This window comes from Leifsonia sp. 71-9 (genome assembly GCF_001898805.1).
Classification (GTDB): domain Bacteria; phylum Actinomycetota; class Actinomycetes; order Actinomycetales; family Microbacteriaceae; genus Leifsonia.
In genome coordinates, this window is the sequence record NZ_MKVJ01000023.1 from 132,907 (window position 1) to 149,480 (window position 16,574).

16 protein-coding genes and 1 pseudogene are annotated in these 16,574 nt (G+C 72.0%); 6 read left to right on the top strand and 11 right to left on the bottom strand.

Translation table 11 applies throughout. The features are described 5' to 3' along the window. Position 1 precedes the first annotated feature (1 nt). From BGO91_RS21955 to BGO91_RS21965, 3 genes are all read left to right on the top strand, one after another. Entirely contained in the window at positions 2–370 is a 369-nt protein-coding gene (locus tag BGO91_RS21955) for a hypothetical protein (protein WP_290474854.1), read from the top strand. Positions 371–373: 3 nt separating this feature from the next. Then, positions 374–694 carry a hypothetical protein gene (locus tag BGO91_RS21960; RefSeq protein WP_290474855.1) on the top strand — a complete coding sequence of 107 codons (321 nt, stop codon included), beginning with the start codon at positions 374–376 and terminating at the stop codon, positions 692–694. 89 nt (positions 695–783) lie between these two features. Further along, positions 784–1,029, top strand: coding sequence for a hypothetical protein (locus BGO91_RS21965; RefSeq protein ID WP_290474856.1), 246 nt, complete (start codon positions 784–786; stop codon positions 1,027–1,029). Positions 1,030–1,107: 78 nt separating this feature from the next. On the opposite strand, the gene BGO91_RS21970 is transcribed toward BGO91_RS21965, so the two are convergent. The 4 genes from BGO91_RS21970 to BGO91_RS21985 all read right to left on the bottom strand — a co-directional run bounded on the left by BGO91_RS21970 (position 1,108) and on the right by BGO91_RS21985 (position 6,293). Then, the gene (locus BGO91_RS21970) at positions 1,108–2,043 is read right to left on the bottom strand and encodes an NADP-dependent oxidoreductase (RefSeq protein WP_290474857.1); all 936 of its coding nucleotides are present in this window, start codon (positions 2,041–2,043) and stop codon (positions 1,108–1,110) included. A gap of 84 nt (positions 2,044–2,127) precedes the next feature. Next, on the bottom strand, positions 2,128–3,243 hold the full coding sequence (locus BGO91_RS21975; protein ID WP_290474858.1) for an NYN domain-containing protein: 1,116 nt from the start codon (positions 3,241–3,243) through the stop codon (positions 2,128–2,130). A gap of 115 nt (positions 3,244–3,358) precedes the next feature. Then, positions 3,359–4,786: an aspartate aminotransferase family protein gene (locus BGO91_RS21980; RefSeq protein ID WP_290474859.1), complete on the bottom strand. Its 1,428-nt coding sequence runs from the start codon at positions 4,784–4,786 to the stop codon at positions 3,359–3,361. Between the two features lie 22 nt (positions 4,787–4,808). Beyond that, the gene (locus BGO91_RS21985; RefSeq protein ID WP_290474860.1) at positions 4,809–6,293 is read right to left on the bottom strand and encodes a CoA-acylating methylmalonate-semialdehyde dehydrogenase; all 1,485 of its coding nucleotides are present in this window, start codon (positions 6,291–6,293) and stop codon (positions 4,809–4,811) included. Positions 6,294–6,402: 109 nt separating this feature from the next. On the opposite strand from BGO91_RS21985, the gene BGO91_RS21990 reads away from it, so the two are divergent. Continuing rightward, on the top strand, positions 6,403–8,046 hold the full coding sequence (locus BGO91_RS21990) for a PucR family transcriptional regulator (protein WP_290474861.1): 1,644 nt from the start codon (positions 6,403–6,405) through the stop codon (positions 8,044–8,046). A 36-nt stretch (positions 8,047–8,082) separates the two neighbouring features. On the opposite strand, the gene BGO91_RS21995 is transcribed toward BGO91_RS21990, so the two are convergent. After that, positions 8,083–9,210 carry a P1 family peptidase gene (locus BGO91_RS21995; protein WP_290474862.1) on the bottom strand — a complete coding sequence of 376 codons (1,128 nt, stop codon included), beginning with the start codon at positions 9,208–9,210 and terminating at the stop codon, positions 8,083–8,085. A 148-nt stretch (positions 9,211–9,358) separates the two neighbouring features. Here BGO91_RS21995 and BGO91_RS22000 point away from each other — a divergent pair, with 148 nt between their 5' ends. Both BGO91_RS22000 and BGO91_RS22005 read left to right on the top strand, forming a co-directional pair. Beyond that, positions 9,359–10,894, top strand: a complete 1,536-nt coding sequence (locus BGO91_RS22000) for an APC family permease (RefSeq protein WP_290474863.1) — start codon at positions 9,359–9,361, stop codon at positions 10,892–10,894. Then, the gene (locus BGO91_RS22005; RefSeq protein WP_290474864.1) at positions 10,891–11,487 is read left to right on the top strand and encodes a TetR family transcriptional regulator; all 597 of its coding nucleotides are present in this window, start codon (positions 10,891–10,893) and stop codon (positions 11,485–11,487) included. The genes BGO91_RS22000 and BGO91_RS22005 overlap by 4 nt, the downstream gene beginning before the upstream one ends. Before the next feature lie 9 nt (positions 11,488–11,496). Here the strand turns inward: BGO91_RS22005 and BGO91_RS22010 are convergent, their stop codons facing one another. The 6 genes and pseudogenes from BGO91_RS22010 to BGO91_RS22035 form a co-directional block, all read right to left on the bottom strand. Beyond that, on the bottom strand, positions 11,497–11,898 hold the full coding sequence (locus tag BGO91_RS22010) for a cupin domain-containing protein (protein WP_290474865.1): 402 nt from the start codon (positions 11,896–11,898) through the stop codon (positions 11,497–11,499). After that, positions 11,895–12,827 carry an ABC transporter permease gene (locus tag BGO91_RS22015; RefSeq protein WP_290474866.1) on the bottom strand — a complete coding sequence of 311 codons (933 nt, stop codon included), beginning with the start codon at positions 12,825–12,827 and terminating at the stop codon, positions 11,895–11,897. Before BGO91_RS22015 ends, BGO91_RS22010 begins: the two co-directional genes overlap by 4 nt. Next, the gene (locus BGO91_RS22020) at positions 12,824–13,807 is read right to left on the bottom strand and encodes an ABC transporter permease (protein WP_290474867.1); all 984 of its coding nucleotides are present in this window, start codon (positions 13,805–13,807) and stop codon (positions 12,824–12,826) included. The genes BGO91_RS22015 and BGO91_RS22020 overlap by 4 nt, the downstream gene beginning before the upstream one ends. Continuing rightward, positions 13,807–15,003 carry a spermidine/putrescine ABC transporter substrate-binding protein gene (locus BGO91_RS22025; protein ID WP_290474868.1) on the bottom strand — a complete coding sequence of 399 codons (1,197 nt, stop codon included), beginning with the start codon at positions 15,001–15,003 and terminating at the stop codon, positions 13,807–13,809. Before BGO91_RS22025 ends, BGO91_RS22020 begins: the two co-directional genes overlap by 1 nt. A 1-nt stretch (position 15,004) precedes the next feature. Next, positions 15,005–16,114, bottom strand: a complete 1,110-nt coding sequence (locus tag BGO91_RS22030) for an ABC transporter ATP-binding protein (protein WP_290474869.1) — start codon at positions 16,112–16,114, stop codon at positions 15,005–15,007. 46 nt (positions 16,115–16,160) lie between these two features. Beyond that, positions 16,161–16,574, bottom strand: a pseudogene (locus BGO91_RS22035) (FAD-dependent oxidoreductase); the annotation flags it as partial.

Sequence of the window (16,574 nt, forward strand, 5' to 3'; positions counted from 1 at the left end):
GATGGGCACTTTGATCTACGACGGCACGGACGGATTCGCATTCGACGACCGCGTGCTGGCGCACCTGCAGGCGGTCATCGCGACCAAGCTCCGGCGGCGGGAGGGATTCCTCCTGATCTGGACGGACACGACCGTGGGCGCCGAGGGGACGCTGCGCTCCATCTGGCTCGACCCGGCGATCAGCCTGCAGTTCGTCTTCTCGCATCCCGAGTTCCCCGAGCTGAACCGGGAGTGGCTGGGGCTGCTCACCGAGCGCGCGAACGGCAACGGCGGCCTCGTGCTCGAAGACGCCCTGCGCGCCGAGATCCGGGAGGAGGTGCCGGAGGGCACCTACAAGGCCGCGCGGTCGCAGCAGCGCAAGGAGGGCTGAACGATGGGCAAGCTGCTCTACGGCAACGCGCAGGAGTACGAGTTCGACGACCGCACGCTCTCGCACGTGAAGATCGCGCTGGTCACGAAGCTGCGCCGGCACGAGAGCTTCCTGCTCAACTGGCAGATCCCGCCCGAGCAGGGCGGCGGCCGGATGAGCCTCTGGATCAGCCGCGAGATCCCGATGGCGTTCGTCTTCGCCGGCAGCCGCCCTCCCGTGCTCAACGAGCGGTGGATGGAGGCGCTGCTGCACTCCAGCCAGCGCACCGGCGGCATGGTCGTGATGACCGAGGAGGAGGCCGAGGCCGGCCACTTCAGCGAGTAGCGCGCGCGGCCGGCGTCCCGTCTGAAGGTGGTCTGGCAGTCGCATCGGAGACGGCGCCGGCCGCGTCGGACCGGCCTACCATCCGGAGTATGGAGAACGTGCACGAACGGCGCGGCCACCGCGCCGAACGGGCGGCGGAGTGGCTCGACGCCAAACTGCTCCCGGTGCTCGGACCGCCCCCGCTCGGCCCCTACGGGCCGGAGGCGCCGAGGACCGAGGCGGCGGTGTGTCCGCTCTGCGGATCCCGGATCGAGGAGCACGGGAGGCAGCGCGATCACGGTCACGCCTACCTGCTGTGCCCGTATCCGGCCCGCACGCAGCTGCAGGTCGAGTGACCGCCCGACACTGAGCGCTTACCGCCGAGGGCAGCGAGCGCTGAGCGGAGTGCGCTCCGCGGGACCGGGGCTCAGCGCTCAGGGCAGCAGCGCGATCTTCCCGCCCGGGTGGCCCTGGGCGAGGAAGCGCAGGGCCTCCGGCGCCTCCTCCAGCGGATAGGTGCGCGCGATCGGCACCTGGAGCCGGCCGCTCCCGGCCAGCTCGAGCAGGGAGGCGCGCACGGAGTCCCGGTAGGCCTGGCTCTCGGGCTGGGCTCCTGCGACGGCCGCGAAGCCCTCCTTCTGCGCGCGGGCGGCGGCGACGATCGTCACGATGCGGGCGCGGTCGGGGACGAGCTCGAGGGAGACGTCGATCGCCTCGTCGGTCCCGACGGTGTCGAGGGCGGCCACGATCGGGCCGTGCGCCTCGGCACGCGCCCGCTCGGCGAGACCCTCGCCGTAGAGCACGGGCACCCCGCCGAAGCGGCGCACGCGCGCGAAGCTGGCCTCGCTCGCCGTGCCGACGACGTGCACGCCGAGCTCCCCGGCCTGCTGCAGGATGCTGACCCCGACGGCGCCGGAGGCCCCGTGCACCAGGATGGTCTCGCCCGCCCGCGCGCCGACCGTGTGCAGCATCTGCGCCGCGGTGGTGCCCGCGAGGAGGAGGTTCGCGGCCTCCTCGTCGGGGATGCGCTCCGGCTTCGCGAAGACGTCCTTCGCGGGCACGGTCACCTCGTCGGCGTAGCCGCCCTGGATGCGGAAGGCCACGACCGCGTCGCCGACCTCCGCCGGGCCGGACCCGATCTCGGTGCCCGGGCCGATGGCGCTCAGCACACCGGCGACCTCGTAGCCGATGGCGACCGGCAGCTCCACGCCGGAGCGGGGAGCGGAGACGTGCTTGTAGTCGGCCGGGTTGACCCCGGCGGCGCGCACCCGGATGGTGACCTCTCCCGGGCCCGGCGCGGCGACCTCCCGCTCCACCAGCTCCCAGTCCTCGGGTCCACCCCACTGCGTCGCGATCCACTGTCGTGCCATGGGGCCAGTCAACGCCCGGATGCTGTGTGCCGGCTCAGCGTCTCGGCCGAGCGGCGGCCCCGCATCCGGGCCTGACGGCGGGCGTCAGGCCGAGACGGTGTCGGTCGCGCGGCCGCTGTGGCGGGCGCGGCGCGACCGGGTGGGGGCCAGCCGCACCATCTGGGCGGTGGAGCTGTCGTCGAGCTCGACGATCGGGCTCCGCGACTTCACGAAATCGCTGAACGAGCGGAAGCCGAGGGCCTTCTCGCTGAACGACGGGTCCATCCGCTTCATCTGCCCCTTCACCGTGGAGCTGTGCAGCCACTCGGTGTCGTCCTTCTCGTGGCCGAGCTGGAGGGCGCGGGTGAGCAGGCGCGTGGCCTCGGCCTGGAGCTCGGCGTCGGCCTGCTCCACCGGGGTGGGCTCGGCGGCCTCGGCGGCGTCGGCCGGCTGCTCGGCCGGGGCGCGCTTGCGGCGCGAGCGGGACCCGCGAGCCGGAGCCGAGGGCTCGGTCTTCGCGGTGTCGCCGTCGGCCTCGGGCTCGGCGGCGACGGTGTCGGTGCCGGCCGCGTCCGCTGCGGCGGTTCCGGTCGCGGCCTCCTCGGCCGCGGCCTCCTCGACGACGTCGTCCGCGGAGTCGTCCGCGACCTCGTCGTGCGCGACGCCCGGGATGTCGTCGTAGCTGTCGAACTCGTCGCACGCGGCGGCGAGCGACTTCGCGGTGGAGCCCGCGACGCCGATGCCGATCACGTAGCGGCCGAGGCGCTTGATCCGCTGGGCCAGCGGCACGTAGTCGGAGTCGCCGGCCACGACGACCACGTGGGTCAGCTCGGGCAGGCGGAAGAGGTCTTCGACGGCGTCGACGGCCAGGCGGATGTCGGCGCCGTTTTTGGCGTAGGCGGCGGCGGGGAAGAGCTGGACGAGGTCGACGGCGCGCCCGACGAGCTGTCCGCGGTAGTCCGCGTTGACCGTCGCCGACCAGTCGGCGTACGCCCGGGTGAGCACGAGGGTGCCGAACGACGACGCGAAGTCGATGATGGCGCCCAGGTCGACCCTGGCCTCCTCGAGCTTGGCCGCGAAGGCCGGCTTCGGCTTGTCGCCGGACGACTTCTGCCGGTCGCGCATGAACTGCCCGCGTCCGTGCACCTGGTCGTAGCGGGAGATGACGATGTTGTCGAAGTCGATGTAGACCGCGACGCGGCCGTGCCCAGGTTCACTCATGGCCCCACGATATCCCGCGCGCCCGTCCCCTCCCTGTGCCGGCCCCTCGCAGATTCGGCCCAAATGTCGGGAATGCGCGCGGCATACCCGACATTTGGGCCGAATGCGGAGGGGGTCAGGAGGCGGTGTAGCGGTCCGCGACGTCGAGCGCGGCGTCGATGGCGGCGAGGCCGCGGCGCAGCTCGTCCTCCTCGATCACCAGCGGCGGGGCGATGTGCACGCGGTTGAAGTGCGTGAACGGCCACACGCCGGCCGCCTTGCACGCGGCCGCGACGGCGCCCATCGGGGCCGCGTCAGCGCCCGCGGCGTTGAACGGGACCAGCGGCTCCCGCGTCTCCCGGTCGCGCACGAGCTCCAGCGCCCAGAACAGCCCGCGCCCGCGCACCTCGCCGAGGGACGGGTGCTTGTCGAGCCAGGAGGTGATCTCCGGCTCGACGACGCGCTCGCCGAGGTCGCGCACCCGCTCCAGGATGCCGTCGCGCTCGAACACCTCGAACGTCGCGACGCCCGCGGCGCAGGCCAGCGGGTGGCCCGAGTAGGTGAGCCCGCCGGCGAACGACACGTCGTCGAAGTACGACGCGATCGGCTCGGAGATGACGACGCCGCCGAGAGGCACGTAGCCCGAGTTCACGCCCTTCGCGAAGGTGATGAGGTCCGGCACGACGTCGAACGCGTCCACCGCGAACCACTCGCCGAGGCGGCCGAAGCCGACCATGACCTCGTCGGCGATGTACACGATGCCGTACTTGTCGCACAGGGCGCGCACGCCGGGGAGGTAGCCGGGAGGCGGCACGAGCACGCCGTTGGTGCCGACGACCGTCTCGATGATGATCGCCGCGACGGTGGCGGCGCCCTCCAGCACGATGACGCTCTCGAGGTGCTCGAGCGCGCGCTGCGTCTCCTCCTCGGGCGTGGCGGCGTGGAACGCGGAGCGGTACGGGTACGGGCCGAAGAAGTGGGCGACCGAGGGGTCGCTCGGCTCGTTCGGCCAGCGTCGCGGGTCGCCGGTCAGCGAGATCGCCGTCGAGGTGCCGCCGTGGTACGAGCGGTACATCGAGAGCACCTTGCGGCGCCCCGTCACGCGGCGGGCCATCCGCACCGCGTACTCGTTCGCGTCGGCGCCGCCGTTGGTGAAGAACACCTTGTCGAGGGTGCCGGGGGCGACCCGGGCGATCCGGCGCGCCAGTTCGCCGCGCACGTCGTTCGCCATCGAGGGCTGGATGGTCGCGAGGCGACCGGCCTGCTGCTGGATGGCGGCGACGAGGTCCGGGTGCTGGTGCCCGAGGTTGAGGTTGACCAGCTGGGAGCTGAAGTCGAGATAGGCGTTGCCCTGGTAGTCCCAGAAGGTGGAGCCGGCGCCCGCGGCGATCGGCAGCGGGTCGATCTGGGCCTGCGCGCTCCAGGAGTGGAACACGTGGCTGCGGTCGTCGCTGCGCACCTGGGTCTCGGCGTCGACGTCGCCGAAGGAGTGGTCGACGCCCCGCCGGTCGGTGTAGCCGGCCCGGTCCGCGGTCGTCAGAGGGGTCTCGATGGTGTCGGTCATGCGGATGTCCGTCCTGTCCTGCTCAGGAGTTGCCCGGGAAGGCGAGCTCGATCTTCGAGTGCAGCGGGTCGGGCCACCGCGTCGTGACGACCTTGCTCCGCGTGTAGAAATGGAACGACTCGGGCCCGTAGATGTGGGAGTCGCCGAACAGCGAGTTCTTCCAGCCGCCGAACGAGAACGCGCCGATCGGCACCGGGATCGGGACGTTGATCCCGACCATGCCGACCTCGATCTCGAACTCGAACTGGCGGGCGGCCCCGCCGTCGCGGGTGAAGAGGGCGACGCCGTTGCCGTACTGGTTGGCGTTGACGAGGGCGACGGCCTCCTCGAACGTGTCCACGCGGACGACGGACAGCACCGGGCCGAAGATCTCGTCGTCGTACACCTTCGTGCCGGGCTTCACGTCGTCGATCAGGCTGACGCCGACGAAGAAGCCGTCGCCCTCGAACTGCCGGGCGGTGCCGTCGACGACGACCGTCGCGCCCTCGGCCGTCGCTCCGGCGACGTACGAGGCGACCTTGTCGCGGTGCTCGCGGGTGATGAGCGGCCCCATCTCGCTGGCGGGGTCGGTGCCAGGGCCGATGGCGAGGGCGCCGAGGCGGCGCTCGATCGCCGGCACGAGGCGGTCGCCCACGTCGCCGACGGCCACCAGCACGCTGACGGCCATGCAGCGCTCGCCGGCGGAGCCGTAGGCGGCCGAGACGGCGGCGTCGGCCGCGGCCTCGATGTCGGCGTCCTCGAGGACGACCATGTGGTTCTTCGCCCCGCCGAGCGCCTGGACGCGCTTGCCGTTGGCGCTCGCGCGTTGGTAGATCGAGCGGGCGATCGGCGTCGAGCCCACGAAGCTGATCGCGGCGACGTCGGGGCTGTCGAGGAGGGCGTCGACCGCCTCCTTGTCGCCGTGCACGACGTTGAGCACCCCGGCGGGCAGTCCGGCCTCGAGGAAGAGCTTGGCCAGGAAGACGGAGGCGCTCGGGTCCTTCTCGCTGGGCTTGAGCACGACGGTGTTGCCGCAGGCGATCGCGCTCGCGACCATCCAGAGCGGGACCATCACCGGGAAGTTGAACGGGGTGATGCAGCCGACGACGCCGACGGGCTGCTTGACGCTGTGCACGTCGATGCCGGTGGAGACCTGCTCGCTGTACTCGCCCTTGAGCTGGTTGATGAGGCCGGAGGCGAACTCCACGTTCTCGAGGCCGCGGCCGATCTCGCCGGCGGCGTCCGAGAGCACCTTGCCGTGCTCGCTCGTGACGATCGCGGCGAGGTCGTCGCGGCGCTCGGTGAGCAGGTGGCGCAGCCGGAACAGCACGTCGGCGCGCTTGGTGAGGCTCGTGGCGCGCCAGGCGGGGAGGGCGGCGCGCGCGGCGGCGATGGCCTGCTCGACGTCGGCCGTGCTGCCGAGCACGACCTCGTGCTGGCGCTCGCCCGTCGCGGGGTCGTACACGGCTCCGGTGCGGGCGGGCTCGCCGGTCTCGGTCCCGTCGATCAGATGGCGGATGAGGGCCACGGGCATTCTCCTTGCGTGGTTCCGGACGAACTGCCCGGATGGAACAATAGGCTTACCTCCCAATGGTTACAGAGAGCGAGGCGACCGAGTGATGCCAGATCGTCGGGGCTTGATCGCAGTTGATACAGATCGTCCGGAGTCGGTGTCGCCCGTCGTGCTGCCCAGCATCCGAGAGGTGCTGCGGTTCGACGAGGTCGCGGCGGCGCTGCCGGAGGTGCTCTCCGGCGACGACGCGCTCGACCGCCCCGTGCGCTGGGTGCACGTCTCCGAGACCGCCTCCAGCGCCCGCCTGCTCAGCGGCGGCGAGCTCCTCCTCTCGACCGGCGCCGGCTGGCCGACCGACGACGCGGGGCTCCGCGGTCTCGCCGAGCAGCTCGCCGGCGGCGGGATCGCCGGGCTGGTGCTCGAGCTCAGCGAGCGGATGCCCGCCGCCCCCGCCGCGCTGGTCACCGGTTTCCGCGCCGCGGGCCTGCCGTTCGTGGTGCTGCACCGGGAGGTGCGCTTCATCGCGATCACCGAGGCCGTCCACTCGCGCATCATCGCGGACCAGATGGGCGCGCTGCGCGCCCGCGACGAGATCCACGCGCTCTTCACCGAGCTGAGCCTGCGCGGCAGCCCCGCCGACTTCATCGTCGCCCAGGCGGCCCGCGCGCTCGACGCCCCGGTGGTCCTCGAAGACCTCAACCACCGCGTGATCGCCGCCTCGGGCATCGACGGCGACGAGCAGGCGCTGCGCGACTGGGAGCAGCGCTCGCGGCAGGAGCACCGGGGGACCGGTGGCGAGCGCTGGCTGATCACGCCGATCGAGGCGCGCGGGATGCGGTGGGGCCACCTCGTCGCCCTGCCCGGCCGCGCGCATCCCGCGGGCCGGTCGAACGTGCTCGAGCAGGCCGCCGTCGCCCTCGCCCTCAGCCGCCTCGCCGACCGGGATGCGGACGAGTGGACGCGGCAGAGCCACGACCGGTTGCTGGGGGCGCTGCTGGGTCGTCGGTTCGCCACCGAGAGCGGCCTCGTCGCCCGCTTCGAGGCGTCCGGCCTGCCGGTCGCCGGCCGGGTCCTGAGCGGCGTCGCGATCGGGCTGCACGCTCCCGCCGGCCAGGCGTCGGACGTCGCGGCGCTCGTCGCCGGTGCGAGCGCCGAGGCGCGGGCGCAGGGGCTCGACGCGCTCGTGTCGCAGCATCCCGACCGGGCGTCCGGGATGCTCGTGCTCGCGATCTCCTCGCGGCCGGAGCGGTCGGTCACGGATGCGGCCCTCGTCGCCATCGGCGGCGCGGTCGCCCGCGCGGCCGCAGCGGCACCGGGGGCCGGGGGAGCGGTCACCGTCGCCCTCGGGTCGGAAGCGCCGGGGATCCCGGGTCTCCTCGCCTCCGTCGCGGAGGCGGGGCAGCTCCTCGCCCGCGCCGATCCCCGCCGCTCGCAGGGCGTCACCGTCCTGCGCGCCGAGCACCGGCCGCTGCTGCGCCTCGTGACCACGTTGGGCGCCGACCCGCGGATGCAGGAGCACAGCGAGCTGATGCTGCGGCCCCTGATCGACTACGACCTCGCGAACGGCGGCGACCTGCTGGAGGTGCTGCGCGCCTACGCGTCCCACCCCGGCAACCGCACCAAGGCGGCAGCCGCGAGCCATCTCTCCCGCTCGGTCTTCTACCAGCGCATCGCCCTCATCGAGGAGCTGCTCGGGATGGATCTCGACGACGGCGAGACGCTGAGCGCCCTGCACGCGGCACTGCTCGCCCGCAGCGCCCGCGGCTGAGCGGTCGTCAGCGGTCGCCCACCCGTCGCCGCGCGGTCAGCGCGCCCCGAACGCCGCGCGGATCTCGGCGTGCGGGAGGGCGTAGCTGGCGTGACCGGCGCGCCCCACCGCATCCCGTGCCGCGACGAGCGCGTTGGCCACGGCCTCCTCGACGGCCTCCACCGTCGCCTCGAAGAACGGGTCGAGGTGGCCCCAGGGCAGCGCGGTGACCGTGTCGAGGTCGGCGTCGGTCGCCGGCCCCGCGGGCATGCGCGACGCGAAGGCGCCCGCGTTGGCGGTGGAGAAGGCGAGGAAGATGTCGCCGGAGAAGTGGCTGCCGGTGGTGCCGGTGCGCGCGAGCCCCAGGGGGACTCGGCGGGCGATCGCCGACAGGTGGCTCGGCAGCAGCGGCGCGTCGGTCGCGACCACCGCGATGACGGACCCCGCTCCCGCGACGGCGGGCTGCGGTGTGCCGTCGCGCGTGAACCAGTCGGTCTCCTCCATCGGGTTCGGGGCGGCTGAGCGCCGGCCCAGCGGCACGCCCGCGAGGCGCAGCTCGGAGCGCTTGCCGAAGTTGGCCTGCAGGAAGACGCCGACGGTGTAGCGGCCCGAGCCGTGGCCGACCACCCGCGAGGCGCTGCCGGAGCCGCCCTTGAACCCGTAGCAGTTCATCCCGGTGCCGCCGCCGACGGACCCCTCGGCGATCGGGCCGGCGTGCGCCTCCCGGATCGCCTCGGCCGCGTGGCGGGGGAGCACGTGCGCGCCGTTGATGTCGTTGAGGTAGCCGTCCCAGGTCTCGCCGACGACCGGGAGCATCCACTGGGCGGCGACGGCCGGGTGGGCGTCGGCGACCCAGTCGATCGTGCCGCGGTGCACGGTGCCGATGGCGTGCGAGTTCGTGATCAGCACCGGGAGGGCGAGGGAGCCGGACTCGTCGATCCAGCTGCGCCCGGTGAGCTCGCCGTTGCCGTTGAGCGAGTACGTCGCGGCGGCGCAGGCGGTGCCGACACCGCTCCGCCCGCGGGGGAGGATCGCCGTGACCCCGGTCTGCACCTCGCCCGCGGAGAGCGTCACGTAGCCGACCTCGACACCGGGCACGTCGGTGATCGCGTTCGCCGCGCCGGGTGTGCCGTCGAAGGGGATCCCCAGGTCGCGAGCGCGGGGGACTGCGGTCGGTTGCGTCATGGCGGCAGCATACACACAGAACTGAACGCCTGTTCAAGTATTTGGGTCGGATTCGCCTGATCGCTTGACAGTGGCGCGGCGGTCTGCGTTTAATCCGTGTTCAATGCAGCATCCCATCGAGCAACGAGGCATCGACCAGAGGAGCACCATGACGCAGCACCAGCAGAACGCGGATCCGACGGCGGGGGAGGCCGGGGGCGGCGGTGCGCTCGCCTCCGGCCGCCTCGGCGTCTGGGGCATCGTCTTCTTCGTCATCTCGGCCGCCGCGCCGCTCACCGTCGTGGTGAGCGCGGGGCCGACCACGCTCCGGATGGGCGGCATCGGCGCGCCCGGCGCGATGCTGACCTGCGGGCTCATCCTCATCCTGTTCTCCGTCGGCTTCACCGCCATGTCGAAGCACGTCCGCAACACCGGAGCGTTCTACATCTACGCGTCGCGCGGGCTCGGCAAGCCGGCCGGTATCGGCGTCGCCTTCGTCACCGTCTTCGCCTACGGGTTCCTCTGCGTGTGCTTCTACGGCTTCATCGGCTTCTTCGGGCACTCCACCTTCGCCGACCTGTTCGGCATCGACCTGCCGTGGGGCGTGTACTCGCTCGTGGCGCTCGTCATCGTCGGCCTGCTCGGCTACCGCCACATCGACGTCGGCGCGAAGGTGCTGGGCGTGCTGCTGACCCTCGAGGTCGCCATCCTGCTCGTCCTGGCGGTCGCGGTGCTCATCCAGGGCGGCCCCGAGCCGATCTCGTTCGCCTCCTTCGACCCGTCCAACGTCTTCTTCGCCGCCGGCGCCGGGAGCCTGTTCGTGGTCGGCTTCGGCGCGTACCTGGGCTTCGAGGGCACGGCCATCTACGCCGAGGAGGCGAAGGATCCGAAGCGGACCGTCCCGGCCGCCACCTACATCGCGGTCGCGTTCCTCGGGATCTTCTACGCGTTCACGTTCTGGATCCTCACCGTCGCGTTCGGCGCGCAAGGCGTGCTCGCGATGGCGCGCGGCGACGACTTCCAGGACATGGTGTTCCACGCCTCCGGGAGCTATCTCGGCGAGTGGGCCACGATCGCGATGCGCGTGCTGATCGTCACCAGCTTCTTCGCGTGCCTGCTGGCGTTCCACAACGCGTGCTCCCGTTACCTGTTCTCGCTCGGCCGGGAGGGGCTGCTGCCGCGGGCGCTGGGGCGCACGCATCCCGTCACCCGCTCGCCCTATCGCGCCAGTCTGGTGCTGTCGGTCATCTGCCTGATCGCCGTCGTGGTGTGCATCGCGACGGGGGCCGACCCGTTCCTTCAGCTAGCGATCTGGACGTACGCGACCGGGGTCGCCGGGCTGGTCTTCGCGCAGGCGGTCGCCGCCGTCTCCGTGGTCGGCTTCTTCTCCCGCGACCGGCGCGGGCACAGCGTGTTCCGCGCGCTCATCGCCCCGGCCCTCGGCGGCCTGGGCCTCATCGTCGGGCTGCTGCTCATCGTGGTCAACTTCGACGTGGTCACCGGGATGGAGGGCGCGGTGAACTGGATCCTGCTCCTCCCGACGCCGATCCTGTTCATCGCCGGCATCGTGGCCGGCCTCGTCATGCGGCGGCGGGCCCCCGCGCGCTACGCTGCGCTCACGACGATCGCGACCGGGGACGACGGGGACCCGGGAGCGGTGACGGACACGGACCCGGCCTCGCGGCTGGTGACAGGAGAACGGTGACGACGACCACACGCCAGGCCCGGCGACGGGAGGAGCTCGTCTCCGCCACCCGCAAGGTGGCGCGCGAGCGCGGCATCGCGGCGACCAACGTCCGCGCCGTCGCCGCGGAGGCCGAGGTGAGCGCCGGCGCGGTGCTCTACTACTTCAAGACGTTCGACGAGCTGATGTTCGCGGCGGTCGAAGGCGTGGTCGAGGAGTTCTACGAGCGCCGCCGGACCATCGCCGAGCGGCAGGAGGACCCGCGGCAGCGCATCGTCGCCCTGGTCGAGGCGGGCGTGCCCGACGACATCAGCGACGACCTGCGCATCGTGTACGAGAGCATCCCGCTGCTGCGCGAGCAGCCCCAGCTCAAGCCGCTGCACCGGTCGATCGTGGAGCGCCAGGTGATGCTGTACCGCACGACGATCGAGATCGGTGCGGGACTGGGCGTCTTCCGGCTCGCGTCGGACGGGGCGACGATCGCCCGCAACATCGTCGCCCTGGAGGACGCCTACGACCTCTACCCGCTGATCGGAGTCGAGCTCGACCGGGCGCAGAGCAGGCGGAACGTGCTCTCGTACGCCGAGCTGGCGCTGGGCTGCGAGCTGGGCTGAGCGGTCGCCTCAGGCCAGCCAGACCTTGCGGAGCGTCTCGGTCACGGTCCAGAAGGTCTCGTCGCCCGCGGTGAGACGGACCACGTCGCCGGGCCCGATGTCGATCACGTCGCCGGTCGCGACGAACTCGACCCTCGCGCGGCCCGCGATCACCACGAAGAGCTCGTCGGACTCCACATCGCTCATCGTGCCGGGGGTCATCTCCCAGACGCCGACCTCCGAGCCGCCGAAGGAGCCCAGCTCGATCAGCCCCGTGCGGGGCGCGCCGGCCACGCGCTGCGCGTCCGGCACGTCCTCCTGAGCGAGCGGCAGAGCCAGGGCGCTCACGCGCCCGGTCGCGGCCAGACGATCGGCGGCGGCGTCCCCGGCGTCTCCGGCGTTCGCGGCGTTCCCCGCGCTCCCGTCGCTCACGCGCTCGCCAACGTCTTCGCCATCTCCTCCGTCGACGCCCCGCTGCGGCGGAGCACGAAGCCGACGACGGCGAGCGCGAACAGGGTCAGCACGAACATGACCGCGGAGACGGCGGCGATCTCCGGGCGCAGGCCGACGCGCAGCGAGCTGAAGATGTACACCGGCCAGGGGGTGGATCCCGGCACCTGCACGAAGCTCGACACGATGGTGTTGTCGAGGCTGAGCGTGAACGACATGAGGGCACCGGCCCAGATCGCGGGGCTCGCGACCGGGAGCGTGATCTGCCAGAAGCGCTTCAGCGGGGGCGCGTAGAGGTCGGCGGCCGCCTCCTCCAGCGCTTCGTCCATGCCCTGCATCCGGGCGCGGACGATGAAGGTGACCACCGCGACGGACAGCACGGCGTGGGCGACGACGAGGCGCACCATGCCGTTGCTGAAGATGCCGATGCCGAAGTCGGTGCCGAGGCTCACGAACCACGGCAGCATCGACACGGCGTCGACGATCTCGGGCGTGAACAGCGTGATCGACAGCAGGAGCGTCGCCCACAGCACCCAGGAGGTCTTCGCCTTCGACCGCGCGAGGGCCAGGCCGCCGAGCGTGCCCAGGACGGTGGAGAGCACCGCCGCGCCGACCGCGGCCTCCAGCGAGGTGATGACGGAGGAGCGGATGACGGGGCTGGCCCAGGCCGCCGCGTAGGCGTCGAAGCCGAAGCCCTGCCAGGTCGCCAGGAGGCGGCCGGTGTTGAACGAGTACACCAGCATCACGAGGATCGGCAGGAACAGGAAGGCGAACACCAGCACGCCCCAGACGGTGAGCCCGATGCGCACGCCGTCGGGGCGCCGCCGGCGGCGCACCGTGCGGCGTCGCGCGTTGTGACCGGTGTCGCTGCGGACGGCGAGCATGGCCTCAGTTGCGGTCTGCGTGGTCATGCGCCCGCTCCCTTCACGAGATCGACCCGGCGCGACCGCCGGACGAGGAACCGGATGATGAGGGCGACGCCGCCGACGATGACGACCGCCGCCGCGATGAAGAGCATGAGCAGCACTGCCATCGCCGAGCCGAGCGCCCAGTTCTGCGCGGTGTTGAACTGGCTGGCGACCAGCTGGCCGACCATGTTGCCCTGCGCGCCGCCGAGCACCGACGCCGTGACGTAGTCGCCCATCAGCGGGATGAACACCAGCAGGCATCCGGACGCGATCCCCGGCGCCGCGAGCGGCAGCGTCACCTGGAGGAACGTCCGCACCCGGTTCGCGCCGAGGTCGGCGCTCGCCTCGCGCAACGGCTGCCCGGCGCGGTCCATCGCGACGTACAGCGGCAGGATCATCAGCGGGAGGTAGTTGTAGACCACGCCGAGCTGCACGGCCGCCTGCGTGTAGAGCACGTTCAGGTCGCCGTGGATGATGCCGAGGCTCTGCAGGGCGTCCGAGAGGAACCCCTGCGGGGACAGCACGATCTGCCAGCCCAGCGTCCTGACCAGGAAGTTCGTCCAGAACGGCACCAGCACCAGGGCGAGCGCCAGGGCGCGGTACTGCGGGCGCAGCTTCACCGCCAGCCAGTACGCGAACGGCACCCCGATCACGAGGCAGATCGCGGTGCCGATCAGCCCGATCCGGAGCGTGTTGACGAACGTGCCGAGGAAGGTCGCGTCGAGCGCCTCCCCGTACCGGTCGAACGAGAGCTTGTCGTTGGCGTGCGCGGAGAACAGATCGGGCTTGTACCCGAAGCTGTACCAGAGCACGAGCGCCAGCGGGACGACGAAGAAGAACAGCACGAACGCCCAGGTCGGGAACCCGGCGATCGTGGTGCCCGAGATCCGCGTGCGCGGGCGGCGGCGCTGCGGGCCGGGCGCCGCGCCGGAGCCCGTGGTGTCGCGCTCGCCGGCGCGGGATGCGGTCGCTGTCGCGGTCATCAGGAACCTGCCTTCGCCATCATGCGGTTCACGATCGACACGAGCCGTTCGGCCGCGCCGTTCAGCTGGGCCGGCGTCAGCCGGGCGATCACGTCGTCGGAGGGGAACACGAGCTCCGGGAGTGCGAAGTCCTCGCTCTGCGCCCGCTCGCGCAGCCCCTTCACCCCGGTCGAGTACCCGATGTAGTCGACCTCCCGGTACGACGCGTCCGGCTCGAGGATCGCGTCGATGAACGCGTAGGCCGCGTCGGGGTGCTGCGCACCGGTCGCGATGGCCCAGGTGTCCATCCACAGGTTCGCCGTGGGCGTGGGATAGACGAACTTCCAGTTCTTCGGGATCGTGTCCGTCGCGAGCATGCCCTGGCGGGCGTCCCCGTTGAACGCCTGGACGAGGGCGAAGGTGCCCTCCGGGATGCCGCTGGTGACCGCCGTCGAGTTGAACGCCTTGATGTGCGGGGCGAGCGTGTTCACCAGGAAGTCCTCTGCGGCGTCGAGGTCGGCCTTCTCGGTCGTGTTGGGGTCGATGCCGTGGGAGGCGAAGTACATGCTCGCGACCTCCCACGGGTCCTCCAGCACGGCGACGTTCTTGCTCGCCTCCTTCTGGGCGGCGTCGAGGAAGTCGGACCAGGAGGTCATCGGCCGGTGGATCACGTCGGTGTTGTACGCGAACCCGGTGGTGCCCCAGTCCTTGCAGACCGAGTAGACGTTGCCGCGGTCCCACGACTGGTCCAGGTAGTGCGGGTCGATGTTGCCCAGGTTGCGCAGCCGGGAGTGGTCGAGCTTCTGGAGGAGCCCGTTGGCCGACATCATCGGGATGTAGCTGCCGGTGGGCACGACGATGTCGTAGCCGCTCGTGCCGCGGGTGGCGCCGAGCTTGGCGATCATCTCCTCGTTGGAGCCGTAGCTGTCGAGCTGCACCGTGACGCCGTGCTTCTTCTGGAAGGACGTGATGTTCGACGGGTCGTCGTAGTCGCCCCAGCTGTACACGTTGAGCTGGCTCTCGAGCTTGCCGTCGGGTGCGACGGAGGCGCCGAACGCGGTCTCCCTGGTGCACGCGGTGAGGGCCAGCCCGGCCGCGGTGACGGCGAAGCCGCCCAGGAGCGCGCGCCGGGTGATGCGGGCGGCCCCCGCCTGCGGGATCAGCGCGACGACGTCGGCGGCACCGCCCGGGCGGGCGGTGCGGGAGGTGCGCCGCATCTCAGGCGGCCTCGGCGTCGGCGTCGGGCTCGGCGTCGGCCGCGAACACGTGGAGGTCGCCGTCGTCCCAGCCGCACCAGACGGTGTCGCCGGTGCTCAGCTGCTCGACCTGGCTCGGTGGCCGGCGCGAGAGCAGCTCGACCCCCGCGGCGGTCACCACGACGTACTGGATCACGTCGCCCAGGAACGAGATGCCGGCGAGCGTGCCCTGCACGCCCGTCCCGGCGGGACGCTCCCGGCCGACGGTGACGGCTTCGGCCCGCACCGCGACCCGCACGCGCTCGCCGCTGCGGGCGTCGGACCCGGTCGCCGTGCCCACCCGGCCGTCCGCCGCGAGCAGCGAGGCGTCGGGCTGCACCGTCGCGTCGATGAAGTTCTGCTTGCCGATGAAGCCGGCGACGAACGCGTTCGCCGGCGACAGGTACACGGCCTCCGTCGTGCCGATCTGCTGCACCGCGCCGCCCTGCATCACGACGATGCGGTCGCTCATCGAGAGCGCCTCCTGCTGGTCGTGGGTGACGAAGACGAAGGTGATGCCGAGCTGCCGCTGCAGCAGCTTCAGCTCGATCTGCATCTCCTCGCGCAGCTTGCGGTCGAGTGCGGACATCGGCTCGTCCAGGAGGAGCACGCGCGGCCGGTTGACGAGGGCCCGGGCGAGCGCGACGCGCTGCTGCTGGCCTCCCGAGAGCTTCTGCGGGCTCCGGTCGGCGAAGGAGCCCATCCGGGAGAGGTCCAGCGCGTCCCGCACCCGCTCGGCGATCTCCGCGCGGGGCACCCGCTTCTGGCGGAGCCCGTACGCGACGTTCTCGGCGACCGTCATGTGCGGGAAGAGCGCGTAGGACTGGAAGACCGTGTTGACCGGCCGCTTGTGCGGCGGCGTGTCGACGACGCTCGTCCCGCCGACCGCGATGTCGCCCTCGTCGGGATGCTCGAACCCGGCGATCATGCGCAGCAGCGTGGTCTTGCCGCAGCCGGAGGGCCCGAGCAGGGAGATGAACTCGCCGCTGCGCACCTCCAGATCGATGTGGTCGACCGCGATCTGCGATCCGAACAGCTTGGTGACTCCGCGCAGCTGCACGGAGCCGTCGGATGCCGGTGGGGTGGGCGTCATCGTCGATGTTCTCCTCGTGATCGGACGGAGGCGGCGGGCGAGGTGCTCAGCTGTCGAAGCCGAGCCCCACCGCATCCAGGGTCTTCAGGAACAGGTTGCGTTTGCCGTCGTTGTGGTCGGCGCGGTCGAGCGAGAGGCGGGTCAGGTTGATGCCGAGCGAGGCGGCGGGCTCGGGCGGGAAGGGCAGCGGGCGGCTCTTGACCATCGCGAGCTCGGTGCGCTCGGTGCTGCGGCCGGCGAGCAGGTCGAGCATGACCTGCGCGCCGAAGTGCGTCGCGGCGACGCCGAGGCCGGTGTAGCCGGTGGCGTAGGCGACCCGGCCGCCGCGCGCCGAGCCGAAGAACGCGCAGAACCGGCTGCACGTGTCGATCGCGCCCGCCCACTTGTTCGCGAAGCGCACGCCCTCCAGCTGCGGGAAGGTGGTGAAGAAGTGGCTCGCGAGCCGGGCGAAGGTCTCGGG

Coding starts and splice junctions, on each gene's coding strand:
- BGO91_RS21965 (WP_290474856.1), top strand. CDS start 784: ATGGAGAACGTGCACGAACGGCGCGGCCACCGCGCCGAACGGGCGGCG.
- BGO91_RS21955 (WP_290474854.1), top strand. CDS start 2: ATGGGCACTTTGATCTACGACGGCACGGACGGATTCGCATTCGACGAC.
- BGO91_RS21960 (WP_290474855.1), top strand. CDS start 374: ATGGGCAAGCTGCTCTACGGCAACGCGCAGGAGTACGAGTTCGACGAC.
- BGO91_RS21975 (WP_290474858.1), bottom strand. CDS start 3,243: ATGAGTGAACCTGGGCACGGCCGCGTCGCGGTCTACATCGACTTCGAC.
- BGO91_RS22015 (WP_290474866.1), bottom strand. CDS start 12,827: ATGACCACGCAGACCGCAACTGAGGCCATGCTCGCCGTCCGCAGCGAC.
- BGO91_RS21980 (WP_290474859.1), bottom strand. CDS start 4,786: ATGACCGACACCATCGAGACCCCTCTGACGACCGCGGACCGGGCCGGC.
- BGO91_RS21995 (WP_290474862.1), bottom strand. CDS start 9,210: ATGACGCAACCGACCGCAGTCCCCCGCGCTCGCGACCTGGGGATCCCC.
- BGO91_RS22030 (WP_290474869.1), bottom strand. CDS start 16,114: ATGACGCCCACCCCACCGGCATCCGACGGCTCCGTGCAGCTGCGCGGA.
- BGO91_RS22000 (WP_290474863.1), top strand. CDS start 9,359: ATGACGCAGCACCAGCAGAACGCGGATCCGACGGCGGGGGAGGCCGGG.
- BGO91_RS22020 (WP_290474867.1), bottom strand. CDS start 13,807: ATGACCGCGACAGCGACCGCATCCCGCGCCGGCGAGCGCGACACCACG.
- BGO91_RS22025 (WP_290474868.1), bottom strand. CDS start 15,003: ATGCGGCGCACCTCCCGCACCGCCCGCCCGGGCGGTGCCGCCGACGTC.
- BGO91_RS21970 (WP_290474857.1), bottom strand. CDS start 2,043: ATGGCACGACAGTGGATCGCGACGCAGTGGGGTGGACCCGAGGACTGG.